This window comes from Crateriforma conspicua (assembly GCF_007752935.1).
Taxonomy (GTDB): domain Bacteria; phylum Planctomycetota; class Planctomycetia; order Pirellulales; family Pirellulaceae; genus Crateriforma; species Crateriforma conspicua.
On sequence record NZ_CP036319.1, the window covers coordinates 362,876 to 384,935 of the forward strand.

Genomic DNA, 22,060 nt, shown 5'->3' on the forward strand with positions numbered 1-22,060 from the left:
CGTGTGATTCGACGGCGGTGAAACGGCGGAGCCCCGGATGGCTGAAATATCGCTTATTTTTGACCTGTCACGATCAAGTCGGAATACCGCAAATGAACGAGAAGGCGATGGCCAGGCATCAAGCATTGACGACGGGAATTCGAAACGGGCCGCGGTGTCGTCATCGTTTGTGGTGCGGTCCCGCCGCGTTGTTGGTCGGGTTGGCTTTGCCGGCAATATCGGCCGTCGCCCAGGAGGTCCCCCCGAATCCATCGACCGTGTCTGACGAATCGGTGCGCCGGATCAACGGGTATCGTGGGATCTGGTTCACGCTGGGCCAGTTTTACGGACAGGGCGAAGATGGCGGCTACATTCCTATGCGACGCCAGCCGACCTTTCCCTACGGCGACAAGTATTCCGGCGGTCTGGCCACCTACACCGCCAAGCATGTTCCGCTGGCCGTTCACTGCCCCGAGGTCGACAAAACGTTTTTCGTTTACGGCGGCGCGCCGGAAGACAAACAGCGATATCTGTTGTGCATGGTGTCGTATTACGACCACCGAACCGGCCAGGTGCCCCGCCCCGTTGTCGTGCATGACAAAGGCGGCGTCGACGACCCGCATGACAACCCCAGTCTGTTGATTGACGACCAAGGCCACTTGTGGGTCTTTGTCAGCGGCCGCGGTCGAACGCGACCGGGATACAAGTACCGCAGTCGACGTCCGTATTCGATCGACGGGTTTGAACAAATCCGCGAAGAAGAACTGACCTATCCTCAGCCATGGTGGATCGACGGTTTGGACACGCCGTTCGTGCATCTGTTCACCAAATACACCGGTGTGCGTGAGTTGTATGTCGAACGCAGCGTCGACGGGCAGACTTGGACCGAAGATCAACAACTGGCGGGCATTCGTCGTGACGGGGACCGTGCCGGTGGACACTATCAAACCAGCGCCGTATGGCGACAACGCATCGGGACATTTTTCAACCGACATCCCGGTGGCAACGTCGACAAGCGAACTGATTTGTACTACCTGCAGTCCGACGACGGCGGCGTTACCTGGGCTGATGTTGAAGGCAACCCAGTGGAGACGCCCGTTGTCGACGTCGAAAATCCGTGCCGAGTCCGAGATTTCGAGTCGGACGGTCGCAATGTGTATCTGAAGAACATGGTCTTTGATCACCAAGGACGTCCGGCATGCTTGATCGTCACCAGCGGCGGACACGAACCGGGGCCGCCCAATGCACCGCGTCGATTGAAGGTGGTTCGCTGGACAGGCAACGTTTGGGTCGAAAGCGAGGTCACGCAGGTGGACCACAACTATGACATGGGATCACTGATCATTCACGATGATCAGTGGATTGTGATGGTTCCGTCCGACGCGGGGCCGCAAGCGGATCACGGTGGCGGTGAAATTGTTCGTTGGTCCAGTCGGGACTCCGGTGCGACGTGGCAACGAGAAAATGCGGTGACGGAAAACAGCGTTCGCAGCCACAACTATGTACGGCATCCCGTCGACGCGGCGGATCCATTCTTTGTGTTTTGGGCGGACGGGGATCCAACCGAGCTGTCGCCGTCGCGATTGTACTTTGCCGATTCGACCGGCCGACACGTTCATGTGTTGCCCGATCAAATGGAAACGGACAAGACTCCGGTGCAAGTGATTGATCTTGATACGTCCGCGTCAACGAAGAATGAAACGCCCTGAGTCAAGGATGATGCGCACGAAAAACCGGCCGCATCGATGGACGATGCGGCCGGTGGCGATGGATTGAACCTGATTCGGTGGATTCGATCAGTCCAGCGGGACCGGAATCATCATCAGGCTGTTTTCGCGGCGAACGGTCAGCCGCAAGGACTGGCCGGATTGACGCGCCGCGGCGGCGGCTTTTTCAAGGTCTTTGTCGCTGCGGACGTCTTCACCGTTGGCTTTCTGGATGATGTCGCCGGGCTGGATGCCGTGTTCGGCGGCTGCACTGCCGTCTTCAACACCGGTCACCAGCAACCCTTCTTCATCGGCGTCGTAGCCGTACCGTTTGGCGGTTTCCGACGTCAGCGGTTGGACGGTCAGGCCCAGGGTTCCACCGTCGCTGAACAGGGCGATCGCGTCTTCGTTCAGCTCGCCTAGCTTGACCGAGATGGCCACTTCGTTGCCGTTGCGATTGACGGTCATGTTGATCGTCGATCCCGGTTTGCGGCTGGCGACATAGTTTCGCAACTGCGTGCCGCTGCGGATCGTCTTACCGTCGATGTCGGTGACGACATCGCCCGGCTGCAATCCGGCTTTGGCGGCTGGCTGGTCGTCCAGGACGCTGCTGATCAATGCACCCTGTTTGACCTTCAATCCGAATTCTTCGGACGTCGTACTGTTCACATCACCGACCTGGGCTCCCAAAAAGCCACGTTGGACTTTTCCGGTTTCAATGATCGACGACAGAATCGGCTTGGCCAGCGAAACGGGGATGGCGAAACCAATCCCGTTGTTGCCGCCGCTGCGCGATGCAATCGCCGTATTGATGCCGACCAATTCGCCACGCAAGTTGACCAGCGGTCCGCCGGAGTTGCCGGGGTTGATCGCGGCGTCGGTTTGCAGGAAGTCTTCGTATCCGTTGCCGTTGCCGACGATGCCTTGGACCCGATTTTTCCCGCTGATGATGCCGGCGGTCACGGTTTGGTCCAATCCGAAGGGGCTGCCGATGGCAAGCACCCAATCACCGACTTGGATATTGTCGCTGCTGCCGATGGCGACCGGCATCAAGCCGTCTTGGTCAACCTTCAGCACGGCCAAGTCGGTCGGCGGGTCGGTGCCGACGACTTCGGCGGTCAACTCGGTCCCGTCGCTCAGTTCGACGGTGACTTCGTCGGCATTGGCGACCACGTGGTTGTTAGTCAGGATATATCCGTCGGCGCGAACGATCACACCGCTGCCCATGCCGGTTTGCATGCGGCGGCGCTCGGGAGACGAATTTCCGCGGTTGCCCCGGCGGCGATCAAAGTCAAAGAAGTCTTCGAAGCCCGGCGGCAGATTGCGACGAAATTCCGGCGGCAATTCGTTCATGCCGCCACCGCCACGCACCAGCATGGTTCGCGCCGTGCTGATGCTGACCACCGATGGACGAATGGCGTCGGCCACGTTTCGAAACGCGGTCGAAAGGTCTTGAGCCGTGCTGAGATTTTGTTTGGCCAAATTTTGTTGGGCACTTCGGGCGCTGGCCTGTTGGTCCGCATACGCATCGCTGCGTAGACCCGATGGCAGACTGGTCACAACGCCGGTTAGAAGGGCTCCGGTCAACATCGCGCCGAGCACCATACTGAGCTTGTGAAACTGCTTCTGCATTAGAAGGAAACTCCCTGGACAGAACTATGTTGGGTGATGGGGTGTGAAAACGAATCATCCGCCGCGGGGCGGGCGTCAAAAATCCAGCCGATGGTCATCCGTGTAGCGACACGGCCGGTCAAACTTTCAAAAGCGTGATCGTTTCTACAACGTGATGGGGGCATTCGGTTCACGTGTCGGCGGCCAAACGGCGCGGAAAATTTGCGAAACCGTCGTCTTCGACGGTGCAAAAACGTGCTGGAAACCGCCGAATCGGCACACCGCCTCCTGGAATGCCCTCAATTTGCAAACTCCATACCAATCCAATTGATGCGTCTGTTTCGAGCGGGGGACGCATTTCGCGGATGAATCTTCCACCGGTGACCGGTGGGAGTGATGCAGCGACGCGGCGATACGCTAGCAATTTGTTAGACTATCGAGACCTTCGATCGCGGGTTTTCGGATGCGGCGGTGCCCAAATGCCGATAACTCAAGTGCCGGAGTCGCGGACCGTTGGTTTCGGCCGCCCGCGTCGACGGACAGATCAATCGGGACGATCGTTGGGTTCGCAGTATCAGTGGCAAGGACATCCAAACATGCGAGACACTCTGACGGTGATATTGGCGGGCGGTCGTGGATCGCGACTGGAACCGCTGACCCGAGACCGGGCAAAGCCGGCGGTGCCGTTCGGCGGTTTGTACCGAATCGTCGACTTTGTGCTTAGCAATTGTCTGAACAGTGGCATGCGTCGAATGCTGTTGTTGACGCAATACAAGGCCCAGTCGCTGGACCGCCACATTCACTTGGCGTGGCGGAACTACTTTTGCCGTGAGCTGGGGGAATTCATCGACGTCGTTCCACCCCAACAGCGGATCGACGACAATTGGTATCAGGGAACGGCCGACGCTGTTTACCAAAACATCTATGCGATCGAACGCGAGCAACCCGAAGACGTGGTCGTGCTGGCGGGAGATCACATTTACAAGATGAACTACAAGACGATGGTGGATTTCCATCGTGATCGCGATGCCGATATCACGATCGGCGCGTTGCGGGTGCGGTGCGAAGACGCCAAGCAGTTCGGCGTTATGCAAGTCGATCCCGATGGCCAACTGATGGGGTTTCAAGAGAAGCCCGATCAGCCGATCCCTACGCCGGAGGATCCCGAGGTGTGTTTGGCGTCGATGGGCATCTATGTCTTCAAAGCGAGGTTCTTGTACGAGCGATTGTGCGACGACGCGACCCAGCCGGACAGCGCGCACGATTTCGGCAAGAACATCATCCCCGATGCGATCAGCAACAGCCGCGTGTTTGCGTTTCCGTTTCTGGACGAAAACCGCAAGGACAGCGTGACCCCGCACGTCGGGGCCGATGCGTACTGGCGGGACGTCGGCACGATCGATGCCTATTACGAAGCGAACATGGATCTGATTGGTGTCGACCCGCAATTGAATCTGTATGACCAGGCTTGGCCGATGCGTTCGTTCCAGCCGATGTTGCCGCCGCCAAAGTTCGTCTTCGGCAGCGAAGGCCACAGTTCACGCAAAGGCGAAGCCCTGGATTCGATCGTCTGTCAGGGGGCGATCATCAGCGGTGGTCGCGTCGCACGCAGCATCATTGGGGCCGGATGTCGGGTGAACAGCTACGCCAGCGTCGAAGACAGCATTTTGTTTGATCACGTGGACGTCGGACGACACTGCAAGTTACGGCGTGTGATTGTCGATAAAGGGGTCAATATCCCGCAGGGAACCGAAATCGGTTTCGATCCGGCTGCCGATGCCGCACGCGGGTTCACGGTGACCGAAAGTGGATTGGTGGTCATCGCCAGGGGCGAAGTGATTCCCGCAGAAACGATGGTCTGATATCGATGTTTCAGGTTCCCTGGCAATGGATGGCCGTCGCCGGCGGCGCGGCAGGATTGTTGATCGCGGCGGCCGGATGGTTCGGATTTCGCGCCGCGAAAACCCGCTATGCGTCCGGGATGTTCAGCAGCGAGGACCGTGACCGGATCCGACACCTGTTGTTGAGTCTGGGCAGTTGGACCAGCGAGTATTCGGGGAACGTTTCCCAGTACCAAGACCAGTTGGGCCGACTGGAAAAAGCGGTACGTGATCACAAGGCGTCCGACGGTTCGGACGACCGGATGCTGATCTTGCTAAGCCAGATCATGAACAGCAACGACGAGTTGCAGTCGCGGTTGGAGGCGGCCGAGCGACAACTGGATAAACAAACACGACAGATCGAAAGCTATCTGACCGAAGCGCGGACCGATGGGTTGACCGGGTTGGCCAATCGTCGTGCCTTTGATCAGAAGATCGACGAACTGCTGGCGACCTATCGTCGTGGCGGCCGCGCGTTTTCGCTGGCGCTGATTGATATCGATCGTTTCAAATCGATCAATGACACCCACGGTCACCAAATCGGTGACCAGGTGCTGCAGCACTTGGCCAGCAGTCTGAATCACGGCTTGCCATCGGCCATCATGGTGGCGCGGTTCGGCGGCGAAGAGTTCGCGGTGCTGTTGGACGTGCCGCTGAAGATGGCGTCGGAAAAGATGAACGAGTTCCGAAGGCATTTTGCGTCGGAACGAATCGAAGTCGGCAACGTTTCGCTGCAGGTGACAATGAGCATCGGAGTCAGCGAACCACGCGACGACATGGTGGTCGCACCGTTGGTTCGCCGAGCCGACGAAGCGTTGTATGCCGCCAAGAACACGGGCCGCAATCGTGTCTATTTCCACGACGGCCGTCACACCGCGTTATTGGGCGCGCCGGAAATCGTTCACTAAAGTATCGCGGTCGACCGGGGATCTTGGCCGATAACTTCCCGGCAAATTCATCGCTTCATGCGGCTGATCTTTGGCATCGCACGCTACAACGCATGCCCCAGCCCCGTCGTTTGTGTCGGAATCGCCTCAGGCGAGTGATGCAGCTCCGTTGCTGATGCTGCCCTGATCATGCGCCTTGGTTGCACGAACGTGCACGTCGGCACGGTCGCAAGTGTGACGTTGTGGGGACGGCGGAACCACACCGATCGATCTCCAGGCCGCCGGGGACCAGGATCCGCCGCAACCGCCGGTGCGTGGCACGCGCTGTGCTTCCGTCCGTGTCGTCGGAGGTGATCACGGTGGTTGTCGGCTGTTGCCCAAAAGTGGCAGGTGAGGTGACCGGTGGGTAGCATGAACCGACGGTTGCCAACGGACCGTTTCGAAAAGACCCGTTCCGGAAGAAACCCGCGACTGAGTTCACCGGAATCAATCCCCCCCGAAGCTTCCTGGAGCCATTGGCCAAGCTTTCAAAGCAGGTCACGATTGGACATCGACAGATGCAATCATCGGTCGGGGCCTCCAGTGCAGTGTTTCAACCGCGATGCGGTCGTTTTTGTCTTCACACACAGGGAAAGAGCCATGTTCAGCAGAATCGGATTGGCGGCCGTGCTGGCCGTCGCCGGCGTCCTGGCGACGTCGCAACAAGCGTCCGCGCACGGGCCGTTTTGGGGGCCGCGTGTGGCGTATCGCCCCTACGTTCCGGTGTATGTCCCGGTGGTACCCGTGTACCGTCCGCCGGTATACACCTATCGCCGCGTGGTCACGCGAGTCCCCGCAGCCACCGTTTATCGCCCGCCGGTGGTCTATCACGGCGCGGTTGTCCAGCGCCGGACCACGTACTATCGGGCCTACCCCAGCTATCGCAGTGGCGTGACCATTCGCGTCGGGTACTGAGTCGGCGGATTCGGCTGACGAACTGTAGATTTGCGCTCGCTTTTTGCCTTGGATGCAGAACGCGGGCGTTTTTTCTGCGCCAAGGCATCGCTTGCCGCGACCGGCGGGGACACGGCAATGCATAGCGTCTAAAATCGCCCACGCCGAAGCTTCGCAGGAACTTCGCCGCAATCACGATTTCGTCGGACGCTGTGAAAGTCCGGCCGGCTTTCAAACGTATGGATTCGATTCGCATGACCGGTGGAACCAATGATTCGGCATCGCCAGGTGGCAACGGGACACACCCCGAATCCAACCCGTTGCATTTGTCCGATGTCGAACTGGACAAGGAACCGTCCAGCGTCCCACCGCCCCAAGAATTGCAGACGGGCCAGCCCGCCGGCCTGTGGGTGCTGTTCATCACCGAAATGTGGGAACGGTTCAGCTATTACGGTATGCGAGCGTTGCTGGTCTTGTACCTGATCGCATCGACGGCGGAAACGGAATCCAACCCTGGATTCGGATGGTCCGAGGCCAATGCGGCGATTCTGTATGCCGTTTACACCTGGGCGGTCTACCTGACGCCGATCTTCGGTGGTTGGTTGGCCGACCGATTCTTGGGGACGCACCGGTCGATGTTGATCGGAGGATGGATCATCGCCGCGGGCCACATCGTATTGGCGATGACGGAGATGTTCGGCATCACCGCTGGGGAAGCGGTAACGCTGCAGACCGGCCCGGGAGCCCTGTGTTCCTTCGTCGCGGGTTTGGCCCTGATCGTGATCGGGACGGGCTTCTTCAAGCCCTGTGTCAGCGTGATGGTCGGTCAGCTGTATGGCAAAGATGATCCCCGTCGTGATAGTGGATTCACGATTTTTTACATGGGGATCAATTTGGGTGCATTTTTATCGCCCCTGATCGCCGGGACTTTGGGCCAGAAAGTGGGATGGCACTGGGGATTTGGATCCGCCGCGGTGGGGATGATATTGGGTTTGCTCTGTTATCAGTTTTTGCGTCCAAAGTATTTGTCGGGTATCGGATTGTCGCCCAAGGAGGTCGCCGCCAACGGTGCCACCAGCGCGGCGCATCAGGCGGAACTGGAACGTCCACTGACCAAGGTCGACACCCAACGGATCGCTGTGATTTTGATTCTGGCCTTGGTCGGCAACATTTTCTTCTGGGCCGCTTTTGAACAGGCCGGCAGTTCGCTGAACGTTTTCGCCGACCAGAACACGGATCGTACGATCATGGGATACGAGTTTCCGTCGACTTGGTATCAATCGGTCAATGCGTTGACGATCGTCATTTGCGCCCCGTTCTTCTCCATGCTTTGGGTTTGGTTGGCCAAGCGGAATGCCAACCCGTCGACGCCGATGAAGTTTGCATGGGGGTTATGGTTTTTGGGTCTGGCGTTCGTGGCAATGGTCTTTGGTGCCCTTCAAGCACGTGACGGCTTGGCCGGTCCCCATTGGTTGTTGATCACTTATGTGTTGTGCACGTGGGGCGAATTGTGTTTATCGCCGGTCGGTTTATCGATGGTGACCAAGTTGGCGCCGCTGCGTTTGCAGTCGTTGATGATGGGGGTTTGGTTCTTGTCGTTTTCCGCCGCCAATTTGTTGGCCGGATTGATGGCAGCGTTTTCGACCAAGTTTAAACCCGGTGCGGACGGCAGCCCCGCCGAGATTTCGTTCGTGATCGATGGGCTGCCCGGGTTCTTCCTATTGTTGGTCTTATTGCCAACGGTTGCCGGAGTGCTGCTGGCGATCGTTTCACCGGTCTTGAAACGTATGATGCACGGTATCAAGTGAGCGAAGTCGATTCGACACGATTGATCGGATTGTTGCGTCGGGTGATTCGCGACTGCCAGAAACTGTACGTCGATTCGGCGAAGTGGTTGGCCAAGCGACACCCGACGTTGATTGATGGACGCGCGACAGACTTCATCCGTCTGATGGAAGACTTGCATCGCGGGCTGTTGATCAAGGTCTACGTCGAAATCGTTCGCGCCGACGATCGCTGGACGGGTCCTGAAAAACGTGTCGCGGCCGCGATGATCGAACATCTGTGGAACGAGAAACTGGCCGGCGCGGAGCTACGCGAAGCCGCGATGGGGTTGTTCGAACAAGCCGACCGTTTGTCTTGGGCCAGTTTGGTCGCCCCGTTCGTGCGGCACGAACCTTTGGCGGGGGCGCGGGCACAGGTCGAAACCGTGACCTTGCGTTTGGCCAACTTGATCGCCAAATGTGACGGGCAAACCATGCCCGAAGAAGCCGATGCCCTGCACCGATTGCAGTATCAAATCGATTCGGCGCTGTACCCGGTCGGTGGTGCCAAATCGTCCGGCGTCGACCTGGTCGATGACGGTGGACCGTCTCGGCAGGCCAAAGCGGGCCAACCGCCGGTGGTCAAACATGGCACCGCCGTTGAACCGGCCGGGCCGCTGACCGATCAGCAGCGTCAGCAGCAATTGAGTTCGGCACGCAAAGAACTGGATTCGTTGATCGGCCTGTCGGCGGTCAAGTCGCGGGTCAACAGCTACACGAATTTCTTGCGACTGCAGCAACAACGTCGTGACAAAGGCATGTCGACGATGCCGATCAGTCTGCACATGGCTTTCCTGGGGAATCCCGGGACCGGAAAGACCACGGTGGCTCGCATCATCGGCCAGATCTTGGGCGCGATGGGAACGCTTTCGCGGGGCCATATTGTCGAAACCGACCGCAGCGGCCTGGTTGCCCAGTACGCCGGCCAAACGGCGGTGAAGACGAACGAATTGGTCGACTCCGCCATGGGCGGTGTGCTGTTCATCGACGAAGCGTACAGCTTGGTCGATGCGTCAGGGGATGATGCCTACGGTCGCGAAGCCGTGGGCACCTTGCTGAAACGGATGGAAGACAATCGCGACGACTTGGCAGTGATCCTGGCCGGATATAGCGGCGAAATGGCCAAGATGATTGAGTCCAATCCGGGTTTGAAGTCTCGCATCAACACCACGATCGACTTTGAAGATTATCGTCCACAGGAATTGGGCCAGATCTTTGAATTGATGTGTCGCAAGAACCAGTATCAGTTGGATGCAGCGGCACGCCATCGGTTGCTGGTGGGATTCGATCATCTTTATCGCACGCGTGATCGGCACTTCGGCAACGGACGCTTGGTCCGAAACACTTTCGAAGACACGGTTCGTCGTTTGGCCGATCGAGTCGCCGAAACGACACAGTTGTCCGAGGACTTGTTAAGCCGGCTGAAAGAAACCGACATCAGTATCAGCGGGACGCAGCGATCGGTCATTGATCAACGGGTGGCGATGCCCCATCGACTGCGAATCGATTGCGAAGGCTGTGCGAAGCGTGTTTCGGTTCAACCAGATTCTCTGGGACGTCAGGTGCGTTGTCCGAAATGTCGTCACGTCCAAGCGGTTTTTTGGGCCGACGTGCACTATGCCGATTCAAAGTGCTCATAGGAAAGCGAGGCAGCGTCCAGTTTCGGGGCCGATGACGCTGGGGTTACTGAGGACGTTGCAAACGCATAATGCGGATCGGGTGATCCGGGTCGTCTTCCAGGATGACGCTGTGTTCTTCATAGAACCAGTCGCGGTTCTGAATCCAATCCCGAAATTCGTTGGCGATGATTCGATTCGGGTCGCTAAGCAGTACTTCGCCGCCGGGGGACAGGTGATCGCGGACGCACTGATCCAGTTGTGGCCACAGTTCCCGCAGGTAGGTCACGTCGCTGCCCAGGATCAGCGGAAAGGTCACGCCGTCGATGCGATCAACGCCGAATCGCAGACGCTGGATTTCGCACCGATCGCGGATCGCATGGCTACTCATTCGGACCAAGTGCAGTGGATCTTCCACGCCATCGGTCATCGTCACGTTGGCACCGCGTAGGGCGGCGGAGATGCCGGCATGTCCGGTACCACAACCGAGTTCCAGGACCCGCTGGCCTTCCAATCGGTATCGGTCCAAGAAACGGTCCAAACCCGATGCGGCTCGCCAAGTGGTCGCCCAGAATGGATCGATGACGCCTTCTTCGCCCGCATCTTGTCGCTCACAGGCCTCGATCAGCATCGCGTCGGGATCCGTCGCGACCGCCAAATTCCAGGTGTGCCCGGCGATCGGGGTCGGTTGCCATTTCCACTTCAATCGCTGATCGGCACGCCGGGTCAACTCGGACGGAACATCGGGAACGGTCATGAGCGTTTGGCAACGGAGAAATCGATCGAATCCGTGGGGCGGCAAAATGACGCGACGACACGGAAACGGCTAAGCTGGTCGGCCAATCGTAACCCAATGTTCGGTTTTCTTACAGCAAGAAGAAATGCGTCGCATGTCCGAATCCAGCCAACTTGAAAACACACCGATCGATTCAGCGTGCACACGCCGGGTGGCACTGAAATCCGGACTGGGGGCCGCCATGGCCGGAGTATGTGCCGGCGTGGAATCAACCGGTTTGGCGCAGGGAACGACAGCGGGGGCGCTGGCGATGCCAGCCGACCAGTGGTGGTGTTGGCGGGGACCACGTGGCGACAACACGACCGCACCCGGTGCCCAGGCACCCCAGCAACCGGACCCGTCGAAAGTCCGTTGGGCCGCGGATGTTCCCGGGCGTGGTCACAGTTCACCCGTCGTGACCGATGACGCGATCTATTTGACGACCGGCGACAAGCAACAGCAAATCCAAGCCGTGCTCGGGTTTGAACGTGCCACCGGAAAACCGATGTTCCAAACCGTGGTGCATCGGGGCGGAATTCCAGCCAAGAACCATCCCAAGAACACGGAAGCCAGTCCCACGGTGGCTTTTGATGGCCAGTCCTTGTTCGCGTCGTTTTACAACAGCGATGCGATTCAACTGACGTCGCTGACGACCGACGGCAAGATCCGCTGGACGAAGAAGATCGCGCCGTTCGATCCACAGCGATACCAATTCGGTTACGGTGCGTCGCCACTGCTGTACGGCGATACCGTGATCGTTGCATCGGAGATGGACTTGGGGGCTTGGCTGGTCGCGCTGGATCGCCAGAGTGGTAAAGAAATGTGGCGAACGCCGCGACCCAAAATGATTACGTTTTCATCGCCAATCGTTGCCAACGTGGCGGGACGTGATCAACTATTGATCAGCGGTGCGAATCTGGTTTGCAGCTATGATCCGAGCAACGGCCGCATGCTGTGGCAAACGCCGGCGACCACCGCGGCCACTTGTGGCACCATGGTATGGAATTCAACGCATGTCTTTGCCAGCGGCGGCTATCCCGACAGCCAGACCGTGTGTGTCGCGGCCGACGGATCGGGCAAGGTCCAGTGGTCCAATAACCAAAAATGTTACGAACAATCCATGTTGGTGGTGGGTAATCACCTGTATGGCGTGACGGACGCGGGCGTCGGACATTGCTGGGATGTGTCCGACGGGCGTGTGATCTGGCGTCAACGATTGGGCGGCAAATGGAGTAGTTCCCCCGTGTTGGTCGGTGACTTGATTTATGCGTTCAACGAATCGGGAGACGGTTGGGTTTTCGAAGCCGGTCGTGATCGATACGTCCAGCGATCCAAAGTTCGTGTCGCCGATGAAGTGTTCAGCACGCCAACGGTGGTGGGCGATACGATGTACTTGAGAGTGGCCAACGGATCGGGGCAGTCGCGACGCGAAAAACTGTTGGCCATGATTTGATATGGGGTGATCGTGGTCGCCACGGGCGACGACATCCTTTTCCCAAGGCGGACGCGGCGATGAATCGAACGTTATGGATCGGAATAGCCACCGCTCTTTTGGCGGCCGGATGTGGCATGCCGGAATCCGGTTACAGCGGCAAGATGGCCAGCATCGATACGGCGGAGGCTGCGGCATACGAATCCGAACCGGCCGATGCGTTGATGTCGGCTTTGGCCGAAGCCGACGGGGCCGACGGCGGAGCGGATCGTGCCAATGGACCCACCAAACGTCGGATCATCTATCAAACGCGGTTATCGCTGGTTGTCCAGGACTACAAAGTCTTTGAAGCCAAGTTGCCCCAGTTGGTCCGCGACCACGATGGCTTTGTTTCCAACGCCGAAACGAATCGTCGATACCGCGACGAACAATCGGGTACCTGGGTCATCCGAGTGCCGGTGGATCGCTATGACGGCTTTCTTGCGGGGGTGATGGGGCTGGGCTTTGCCGAATCACGCAAAGAAGACGCGCAAGACGTCACCGAGGAATACGTCGACGTCGAATCACGCATCAAGAACAGCCAGCGATTGGAACAACGGATGGTCGATCTGTTGGAAGAACGATCGGGCAAATTGTCGGACGTCCTGGAGATCGAACGAGAACTGGCGCGGGTCCGTGAAGAGATCGAACGGATGCAAGGCCGGTTGCGTGTGCTGGCGGATCGCACGACTTTGGCCACCGTCACGATTCAGTGTCGCGAGGAACGCAAATACACGCCGCCCGCCGCGCCGACGTTCACCTCGCGGATCGGACAGTCGTGGTCGCATTCACTGGCTTCATTGCGACTGACGGCGGAAAACGCGGTCGTGTTGGCGGTCGGTGCGGTGCCCTGGTTGGTCGTCGGCGGTTTTGTCTTGTTGCCGACTGTTTGGTGGTGGCGTCGACGGCGGCGACGTCGACGCCAAGGCTGACTTGGTTTGAGTTCAGCTTTCCAGCAATTCGGCGGCTTCGGCGGCAAAGTACGTCAAAACACCATCGGCTCCAGCGCGTTTGAATGCCAACAGGCTTTCCAGCATCACGGCGTTTCGGTCGAGCCATCCGTTTTGTGCCGCAGCGGCGATCATCGCGTATTCACCGCTGACTTGATAAGCGAACGTGGGCACAGCGAACGTTTCTTTGACGCGACGGACGATGTCCAAGTAAGGCATGCCGGGTTTGACCATCACGCTGTCGGCACCTTCGCCCAAGTCCAAGGCGACTTCATGGATGGCTTCGTCGGATTGGCTGGGGGCTTGCTGGTACGTTTTCTTATCGCCACTGCCCAGATTGCCGGACGAACCGACCGCGTCGCGAAACGGACCGTAGAATGCGCTGGCGTATTTCGCGGCGTAGGACATGATCTGCACTTGGCTGAAACCCGATTGGTCCAACGCTTGGCGGATCGCGCCGATTCGACCGTCCATCATGTCGCTCGGTGCAATCACGTCGCATCCGGCACGGGCCTGGACGATGGCTTGTTGGCACAGGACGTCAACGGTTTCGTCGTTGACGATTCTGCCGTCCCGGACCAAACCATCCTGGCCGTGGCTGCTGTACGGGTCCAACGCGACGTCACAGATCACGCCGACCGCGTCACCGACCTCGGCTTTGATCGCGGCAACCGTTCGGCAAACCAAATTGTCGGGATTGATTGCTTCGGCCGCATCGTCGGTCTTCAATTTCGGATCGGTCGCGGGGAAGACGGCGACGGCGGGAATCGACAATTCACGTGCCCGCCGGGCGGCACCGGCAATTTGATCGATGCCCAGGCGTTCGACACCCGGCATGCTGGGGACGGGCTGGACGCCCGGGCCGTCGAAAACGAACCAGGGCCAGATCAGATCGCCTGAACCCAGTCGGTGTTCGGCGACCAAGCGTCGCGACCAATCGGATTGTCGGACCCGACGCATGCGGGTGGCGGGAAACGGACCACGGGAGGTCATGTTCATCGGCAAAAGATTCTCCGGGAGATGGTTGTTCCATCATCGTAATAGTCCGGCGGCGGATCGTTAGCCCGTCATCACAATCCCGTCTTTCGAAAAACCGATTCGGCCAGGGAGTGGGCCAAGCTGTCGCAGCGCCGCGATTGCAATACCGAGGTCATGCGATGCCGGGGCATCCAGAGTGCTAAACTGGGCGATTGAATAGGGCGACCCACACTAGTGGCTGCCCGAACGAACATTGACCCATGGGTAACTGCGAAGAAGGACAGTGATGCTCGCACGATTAATTTTGGCGGTCGCCGCCACTTTTGGATTCAGCGTTTTGAGTTTCGCGACCGCTGCGGCGCCGTTAAAGGTGTTGATCATCGACGGGTTCAACCCGTACCACGATTGGCAAAAAACGACTCCCGAACTGACGGCGATCTTGGAAGGCAGCGGTCGTTTCGAAGTCACCGTCATGACCGCGCCGCAGGACGAAGAAGCGATGCGTCAGTTCCGGCCCGACTTTGACAAGTTCGACGTCTTTGTATCCAACTACAACGGATTGGCTTGGACGGAACAGACCCAGCAAGCTTTTGAAAAATACATTGCCGCCGGTGGTGGATTCGTCAGCGTTCATGCCGCCGATAATGCTTTCCCACAATGGCCCGAATACAACCGGATGATCGGACTGGGCGGCTGGGGCGGCCGCAATGAAAAATCGGGACCCTATGTCCGGTGGAACGATCAAAAGCAACGCTTCGTTCGTGACCTGTCACCCGGCAAAGGTGGTGCGCACGGCAAGCGAGTGCCGTTCTTGGTGATTTGCCGCGACATGGATCACCCGATCACTCGCGGCTTGCCGTCATCGTTTTTGCAGATCGACGATGAGCTGTATTCAAAGCTGCGTGGTCCGGCGGAAAACATGCATATCTTGGCCACCGCGCAACAAGACCCATCGACGGGCGGCACCGGATTGCACGAACCGGTATTGATGACAATTCACTACGGCAACGGACGCGTGTTCCACACGACACTGGGGCACGATTTGACCGCGATGTCGGGGGCGGCGTTCCAAGTCACATTGCTGCGTGGTACCGAATGGGCGGCGACCGGTCAGGTTTCCGGCGACATCGTCGACGCGAAGGTGTTGAGCGCCGATGAAGCCGTGGTGTTGGTCAAGACCGATGCGGCGGACGGCAAAGACGAAGCACCGGCGATCGACGGCGAAGGTTGGGTCACGATCTTCAACGGCAAAGACACGACCGGCTGGACTCAAAAGAACGGCACCGCCACCTATCGTATCGAAGACGGTGTGGTTGTCGGCAAGACCGCCGAAGGAAGCCCGAACAGCTTTCTGTGTACCGAGAAGTCCTATGGTGATTTCGAACTGACGTTCGAAGTCATGGTCGACCCCGGATTGAACAGCGGTGTTCAGATTCGTTCTGGAACCAAAGAAGACACCGGACGCGTGTATGGTCCCCAGGTGGAAATTGAAACGGCTCCCGGTGAATCAGGATACGTCTATGGGGAAGCGACCGGGCGTGGGTGGCTGAGCCCGAACCAGGACACCAAAGACGCCTACAAGAACGATCAGTGGAATCGATACGTGATCCGTGCCAAGGGCGATCGGATTCAAACGTGGATCAACGGAACGTTGGTCGAAGATCTGCGTGATGCGGAATCACGACGCGAAGGCTTCATCGGATTGCAGGTCCACGGCATCAAAAAAGGCACCGGCCCGTACGAAGTCCGCTGGCGCGACATTCGCGTACGTGAACTTTAACGATTAAGCCGGTTGTCACCCCTGTGACCGGCGTGACGAATGCCGACATGTCGCCGGTTGTTCGGTCTGTCGCAGGGGCACGGCGGGTTTCCGCCGACCACCGACCGCTTTCCCGTCAACGGAAATCACTTGTTCAGTCGAATGAAGCACGATGGATCGGTTGTCTTCGGTGTGCAAGGACGCATACCGGGCCGCCAAGAGGGATCATCGTGAGCCGCCACTGTCATGGAAGCACGACGAAGAGATCGTTGTCGACGTGCGACGAAAAGTCGGCGGGTCTGGATCGCACTGTTAAGCGTGTCGTGCGTCGCCGCCGGCACTTCTGCATTCGCGCAGCAACGCTGTGTTCGGCTGCCCGCCACTGGTGAAAAGGCCACTGCGTCGGCACCAATCTTCTTGCCACCGCCCACGCCGCCTTCGCTTTCGACCACGGTTGCGGCTCGCCAAGCCAAGCCCGAACCCAGGCGTCTGCCCACGCTTGACCCTGGCGGCGCCGACATAATGGAATCATCTGAACCGGGATGGCGCGATCCCGATGCGATTCGGTTGCGCAGCCAATCCGTTCAATCGCTGTACGACGCCGCGGCTTCACTGCAACGTGGATCCGTCTTCACGGCCGAGCATCAGGCATGGTCGGCGCTGCAGCAATGGGTGGCGTCGCGTGACGCGGCCGAAGACACGACCATTCATAGCCGCCAGTTGAACCGAGCAGTTGATGCGGTCCGCGAGGCGGAAGACTTTGGCGGTCGCTTTGATGGCATCGATGCGGATGCGATCGCGCGAATGATCGAGGCCCACCAGACCGTGACCTTGAAAGATCGCCCGGCAACGTCGTTGACCGCGGACCAGGCGACCAAGGCTTACCTGGCAGAAGCGGAACGTAATCTGATTGCTGCATGTGGAAATTCCCCCGAAGCGGGCGATGCTTTGCTGGTGTTGGCGCGGATCCGCAATCGCCGCGACGAGGGAAACCGCCACTTCAACGCCCGTGTGGCCATCACGTTTCAAAAAGCTGCTGTGATGGCGTCACCACAAAGCGCGATCGCACGCCGCGATCTGGGGGCTTCGTTGCTGAAGCAAGGCATGGTGCCTCAAGCGATCGAATCGCTGTTGGTGAGCAACCAACTTGCCCCCACACGCCATGCCACCGAACTGTTGCTGACGGCCGCGGGCACCATTGGTCATGCACCGTTGGTGCAAGCATGTCAGCGTAGTTTGCAAGACACTCGGCTGCCCAGCGACTTTCCCGTCGTCCAGCTCAGCCCCCAAGCATTCGCCCAAACGAGTGCTCGGCGCGGGCCGGCGGTCAGCCCACCGACACAAATTGCCACACGCCCCGGTCCGCCATCCGAAGCAACGCCGACGCCGGCGTGGTACCAGTTCTGGCGACGCTAAACCTTTGGATTCATGGACTCTGGCTATCCGTCAGGCATCAACGATGACCCAACACCGCGCTGCACGATCGATCACCGCCCCAATGGCGACTTTGGCTTTGGCCGTCGCCATGTTGGGTGGATTGTTGCATGGCGATTGTGCTTGGTCGCAGACGTTATTGCCGCCGAACACCTCGGTCAGCGGTCAACGGTCCATGCCCACGATGCGTTTGCCCGCTGGGAATGAATTCGGCAGACATGCGGGGCCGATCGGCGAAGTCGGTCTGTCACATCACCGACCGGCGCCCTATGCCGTCGCATCGATGCCGATGATCGCACCGTCTACTTGCGCGTCATGCGCCGGGGTGGGGTGCCGTGTTTGTGTCGACCGCGATGGTCGCGAAGGCTTTGATCAGTTTGCTCATCGCCAAGGCATCTGCACCGATCAGTGTGCCCAAAGTCAGTGTTGGCAGTGTCCCTACACATCACCGTTTGATTTGTATCGACAAGGCGGATACGCCGGTCCGGCCCGAACCCCGCACGTCTATCAGTACCGCTTGCGCCCCGGTGACGTGATTCAGCTGACCTATTTGTTAAGTGACCACCAAACGGCCACCGAATATCGATTGAGCGTCGGTGATGAACTGTTGATTGAATCGGAGGCCGACGAGGCGTTGACTCGGGGCACGCTGGAGAATGGAATTGAAATCCAGCCCGACGGTACGATCACGCTGCGATTCATTGGAACGGTCCATGCCGCTGGTCAGACCATTGATCAACTGCGTGAATCGCTGAATGACAAATATTCCAAACTGTATGCGGATCCCGCGATCGACGTGACGCCGGTTTCCACGGCGACGGCGTCCAAACGCATCCGTGACGCGATCAGCGGTACCGGTGGCTTCACGGCGCAGTTCGTCAACCAAACTGTCACCCCTCAAGGTGAAATTCGCTTGCCCGGAATCGGCAGTGTTCAGGCACAAGGCCTGACATTGGAAGAACTGAAACGCGAAATCAATCTGCGTTACGCTTCGTCGGTGGGCGGGATCGAAGTCGAACCGGCACTGCAGCAACAGGCACCGCACTACATCTATGTGCTGGGCGAAGCGGTCACACCGGGGCGATTCACCATCGACCAGCCGACCACGGTGCTGGGTGCGATCGCGATGGCCGGCGGTCACGTTCCCGGCGCCAACCTTCGTCAGATCGTCGTTTTCCGACGCGGTGAAAACTGGGAACTGATTTCGACCATGTTGGATTTGCGTGGGGCCATCTTGGGCAAATCCGCTTTACCGCACGACGAAATCTGGGTCCAAGACGGCGATGTGATCATCTTGCCCAGCATGCCGATCCGACTGTTCGACAACTTCGTGCGTCTGGTCTTCACCGAAGGCATTTACGGTATCGTGCCTTTCCAAGGGTTTTCCATCGACTTGGATGACAGCAACTAATCCTTCACCAGGGGTGACCGTTTGACACGAACGACCCACCAAGCGTCTTCGTAGGCCTTGGCGTTTTCCAGGGGATCCGCGTCTTCCAGTCCCTCGGTCATCTGGTCGGGACGTCGCATCGGATCCAGCCAAATGATGGCGGTGGATTCATCATCGGTGCGGTATTGCAGTGGCAACGAATGCCGGATGCTGGAGTCCTCCGGTGCGATGATTTGTTCGAATTTATCGGGCGACGGCCATGATCCACGTTGCGACGCGGATCGTTGGATCAGCATGCCGGCTGAAACGACCGCGGCCGTTGTTTCGGATCTGGCGAATGCCTTGCTGATCGCAACCAAGCTGGGCCGCGACATTTCGGTCAAGGCACGATCGATCTTGGACAGCCAATCGGCTTGGGCGTACTCCGAATCCAACTGCGTCGATAATTGCTGGATCTTTTCGTCGGTGGTGTGAATGTCGCCACCGATTTGTCCCAAGGTTTTTTCGAACAATTCCAACGTGGCCAAAGCGTCGAAGGGGCGTTTCCCCAAGCCACCGCCGCCGGGAAGGTTTCGCAGGTTGGTCAGCATCATGCTGCGTTCGCCGATCATTGCCTGTCGCAGTTCGTCCAGCGGGTCTCCGCGACGGTCGACTTCTTTCAGCAGTCGGTTCAATTGCGGCACGGTGTAAACGTCGTGGTCCAAACCGATGCGGATTTGTTGAAGGCTGATTTGTAGGATGGCGATGCGGATCAGCTGGGTGATCACGTCCGGTGTCCCTTGCAGTGACCTGGCGACCGCCAAGGTTTGCGTGGTCGATTCGGTGGCTTCGGCGCCGTCGCCATCACGCATCGCCACACGGTGTCGCAGCGTCAACAAACGGGCCAATGCCCGACATGCTTGCTGATGTTGCAATCGCGCATTGGCGTTGTTGAATGCGATCGGATAGCGAACCGCACCCGGTGATGCCGCCAGGATTGCCAGTTCGTCGAACACCGGTTTCTGAGATTTCAAAAAGTCACGCACCGTCGATTCGTCTAGCCAATCGGAACCGGCCGGCGGAACGTCGTCTCCGCCACCCAGGATCGGCATTCCGCGGGCGTCTTGTTGGAAATCGGGCGTTTCGACGTGTGATGTCAGCGCGGTCCAGCGATCCGACAGGGCGTCACTGGAATGGCTGGCGTAATATTGCTGATGACTGGTGGCGTCGATGGGCTGGCCATCGGCGGCCAGCGTTGCCAGTGCGTCATCCAGTCGGCCTTGGGCGAAGGCGTTGCGCCCCAACCACCAAGTCACCACGATCAAAACCAGAACCAGTGGCGCGACGAAAACCGCAATCAGCAGTTTCGCCATGCACGACAATCCCCTGCTCTCGCGTTTCTCACTCATTCGTTTTCCTGGGGTTTCGCGGAGATACGAATCACCATGTCTCGGTCGGGGTTCAGGGTCAGGTCGGGCGGTTCGGTGGGTGTCGGGGCGAGTTCACTGAATGCTGGGGAGTCCGTGGTCGGATCAAATCCCCACACCAACAACGTACCGTCGGTTTGTTCATGAATTCCGAAGGGACGGTCGCCACAGGGATGAACTGATCTGGGGTCCAATCCAACTCGCTGCAGTTCGTCGACGGATTGTGGCCAGCGACTTTCTTGTTGGCGAAATAGTCGTGCAGCAATCGCGGTGCGAACCAGGCGACGCTCATGCTCATTACGAAGAAATGCCAGCACCGACATCTGGACAGGAGGCATCAACGTTGCCGATACGTATCGTTCGGCTTGCTGGAAGACGTTCAATTGCTGTAGCGATTGAAACTGTTGATCGGCGATGTCCAGAAGCAGTGGAGCGTCTTTGACGAGATCGTCGGACACGGCGCGAAGCCACAAATCAAACGATTCAATCGCCGACAACTTGTCGGTGGCGTGGCCGCCCAGTGTTCGTTGCAGGCCGTCGGGTTCCTCGAAAAATAGGTCTTCGTCGGCAAAGACGTCGCGACTAAAACCGTCCAGCGTGAAGGCGCGTTCGCCGATGATCGCGTTCCGAAGCGATTCGGCGGAAGGATCCAATGCGTCGATCGCTTCCAACAGATCCGACAGTTGCGACTGATCCAGCGTGTCGGCTTCCAGTGACATACCGACACTGTCCATTGCGACCGATTCCACCGCGATTCGCACCAGATGGCTGATCAGCAATGGTGACTTTTCCTGGCTTCGCGCCAAGAAGATCCCGTTGCGAAGGGCTTGGTAGGCGGACACCGAATCACCATGATGGATCGAATGCCTTGCTTTGACACGAAACATTCGAGCCAGGTTGCGTTGATTGCTAATCTGAAAAAAGACGGTATCAAAATCCCGGAAATCGACGTCCACTCGAAAGTGTGTGTCGGCATCCAACCATTGATCGATCTCGTGGAAGAAATCAGCGTTGTCATCAAGGATTTGTTGGATTTCTTTGTCGGCCGGGTATGGCTTACCCGGCAGCGGAATTTCCTTCTCGTCGACCGCAATCAGGACATTTCCGAGCGATGTGGCAAAGGGTTCCGAATTCAATTGGTCTCTGATCGACCGCCAAAGGTCACGGCCGTGGTTTGTTGTCGACCGGTTGTAATACGTCTGCAGGCTGATCGCGTCGATCGGCATGCCTTGCGTCGAAAGTGTTTGCAAACGGTCCGCAATGGCTTGCTCGGCCAACGCTTGTCGGCGCTTCCACCACAGCCCCATTGAACCGGCGATCAACAGCGGCAGAACCGTCAAGAGAATGAGCGACCATCCTAGACAACCGAACCCGAACAAGCCGCGGCGATCGTTGCGTGTGTCGGGATCGGGCGTTGATCGATCAGGCGATGACATCGCAACGGCGGGATACAAGCAGGACG

General features: G+C 58.5%; 16 protein-coding genes. 11 read left to right on the top strand and 5 right to left on the bottom strand.

Annotated elements, in window-relative coordinates; translation table 11 throughout:
* The first annotated feature begins 92 nt into the window (after positions 1 to 92).
* Positions 93 to 1,688 (top strand): BNR-4 repeat-containing protein, encoded by a 1,596-nt coding sequence (locus Mal65_RS01440; RefSeq protein WP_196784476.1) that lies wholly within the window; start codon positions 93 to 95, stop codon positions 1,686 to 1,688.
* Positions 1,689 to 1,775: 87 nt separating this feature from the next.
* Here the strand turns inward: Mal65_RS01440 and Mal65_RS01445 are convergent, their stop codons facing one another.
* Complete coding sequence (locus tag Mal65_RS01445; RefSeq protein WP_145292984.1) at positions 1,776 to 3,317, bottom strand: DegQ family serine endoprotease; 1,542 nt, start codon at positions 3,315 to 3,317, stop codon at positions 1,776 to 1,778.
* 575 nt (positions 3,318 to 3,892) lie between these two features.
* Here Mal65_RS01445 and glgC point away from each other — a divergent pair.
* The 5 genes from glgC to Mal65_RS01470 all read left to right on the top strand — a co-directional run bounded on the left by glgC (position 3,893) and on the right by Mal65_RS01470 (position 10,459).
* Positions 3,893 to 5,158, top strand: coding sequence for a glucose-1-phosphate adenylyltransferase (glgC, locus tag Mal65_RS01450; RefSeq protein ID WP_145292986.1), 1,266 nt, complete (start codon positions 3,893 to 3,895; stop codon positions 5,156 to 5,158).
* A gap of 5 nt (positions 5,159 to 5,163) precedes the next feature.
* Positions 5,164 to 6,084, top strand: a complete 921-nt coding sequence (locus Mal65_RS01455; protein WP_145292988.1) for a GGDEF domain-containing protein — start codon at positions 5,164 to 5,166, stop codon at positions 6,082 to 6,084.
* Between the two features lie 618 nt (positions 6,085 to 6,702).
* On the top strand, positions 6,703 to 7,017 hold the full coding sequence (locus Mal65_RS01460) for a hypothetical protein (protein ID WP_145292990.1): 315 nt from the start codon (positions 6,703 to 6,705) through the stop codon (positions 7,015 to 7,017).
* Between the two features lie 233 nt (positions 7,018 to 7,250).
* Positions 7,251 to 8,804: a peptide MFS transporter gene (locus Mal65_RS01465; protein ID WP_145292992.1), complete on the top strand. Its 1,554-nt coding sequence runs from the start codon at positions 7,251 to 7,253 to the stop codon at positions 8,802 to 8,804.
* The gene (locus Mal65_RS01470; protein WP_145292994.1) at positions 8,801 to 10,459 is read left to right on the top strand and encodes an AAA family ATPase; all 1,659 of its coding nucleotides are present in this window, start codon (positions 8,801 to 8,803) and stop codon (positions 10,457 to 10,459) included. Before Mal65_RS01465 ends, Mal65_RS01470 begins: the two co-directional genes overlap by 4 nt.
* A gap of 43 nt (positions 10,460 to 10,502) precedes the next feature.
* On the opposite strand, the gene Mal65_RS01475 is transcribed toward Mal65_RS01470, so the two are convergent.
* Positions 10,503 to 11,192: a class I SAM-dependent methyltransferase gene (locus tag Mal65_RS01475; RefSeq protein WP_145292996.1), complete on the bottom strand. Its 690-nt coding sequence runs from the start codon at positions 11,190 to 11,192 to the stop codon at positions 10,503 to 10,505.
* Between the two features lie 133 nt (positions 11,193 to 11,325).
* Between Mal65_RS01475 and Mal65_RS01480 the strand changes: the two genes are divergently transcribed.
* Together Mal65_RS01480 and Mal65_RS01485 are read left to right on the top strand one after the other, a co-directional pair.
* Positions 11,326 to 12,663 carry a BamB-related PQQ repeat family beta-propellar protein gene (locus Mal65_RS01480; RefSeq protein ID WP_165701001.1) on the top strand — a complete coding sequence of 446 codons (1,338 nt, stop codon included), beginning with the start codon at positions 11,326 to 11,328 and terminating at the stop codon, positions 12,661 to 12,663.
* 59 nt (positions 12,664 to 12,722) lie between these two features.
* Positions 12,723 to 13,613, top strand: a complete 891-nt coding sequence (locus Mal65_RS01485) for a DUF4349 domain-containing protein (RefSeq protein ID WP_145293000.1) — start codon at positions 12,723 to 12,725, stop codon at positions 13,611 to 13,613.
* A gap of 12 nt (positions 13,614 to 13,625) precedes the next feature.
* Here Mal65_RS01485 and hemB read toward each other — a convergent pair whose 3' ends face one another.
* Positions 13,626 to 14,630 (bottom strand): porphobilinogen synthase, encoded by a 1,005-nt coding sequence (gene hemB, locus Mal65_RS01490; RefSeq protein WP_196784477.1) that lies wholly within the window; start codon positions 14,628 to 14,630, stop codon positions 13,626 to 13,628.
* Between the two features lie 265 nt (positions 14,631 to 14,895).
* Here hemB and Mal65_RS27080 point away from each other — a divergent pair, with 265 nt between their 5' ends.
* The 3 genes from Mal65_RS27080 (at position 14,896) to Mal65_RS01500 (ending at position 19,213) form a co-directional block, all read left to right on the top strand.
* Positions 14,896 to 16,389 (top strand): 3-keto-alpha-glucoside-1,2-lyase-like domain-containing protein, encoded by a 1,494-nt coding sequence (locus Mal65_RS27080; RefSeq protein ID WP_145293002.1) that lies wholly within the window; start codon positions 14,896 to 14,898, stop codon positions 16,387 to 16,389.
* Positions 16,390 to 16,614: 225 nt separating this feature from the next.
* On the top strand, positions 16,615 to 17,784 hold the full coding sequence (locus Mal65_RS26865) for a hypothetical protein (protein ID WP_196784478.1): 1,170 nt from the start codon (positions 16,615 to 16,617) through the stop codon (positions 17,782 to 17,784).
* 43 nt (positions 17,785 to 17,827) lie between these two features.
* Positions 17,828 to 19,213 carry a polysaccharide biosynthesis/export family protein gene (locus Mal65_RS01500; RefSeq protein ID WP_196784479.1) on the top strand — a complete coding sequence of 462 codons (1,386 nt, stop codon included), beginning with the start codon at positions 17,828 to 17,830 and terminating at the stop codon, positions 19,211 to 19,213.
* Here the strand turns inward: Mal65_RS01500 and Mal65_RS01505 are convergent.
* Positions 19,210 to 20,580: a hypothetical protein gene (locus Mal65_RS01505; protein ID WP_165701002.1), complete on the bottom strand. Its 1,371-nt coding sequence runs from the start codon at positions 20,578 to 20,580 to the stop codon at positions 19,210 to 19,212. The genes Mal65_RS01500 and Mal65_RS01505 overlap by 4 nt on opposite strands.
* Complete coding sequence (locus tag Mal65_RS01510) at positions 20,577 to 22,034, bottom strand: hypothetical protein (RefSeq protein ID WP_165701003.1); 1,458 nt, start codon at positions 22,032 to 22,034, stop codon at positions 20,577 to 20,579. The genes Mal65_RS01505 and Mal65_RS01510 overlap by 4 nt, the downstream gene beginning before the upstream one ends.
* Positions 22,035 to 22,060 lie beyond the last annotated feature (26 nt).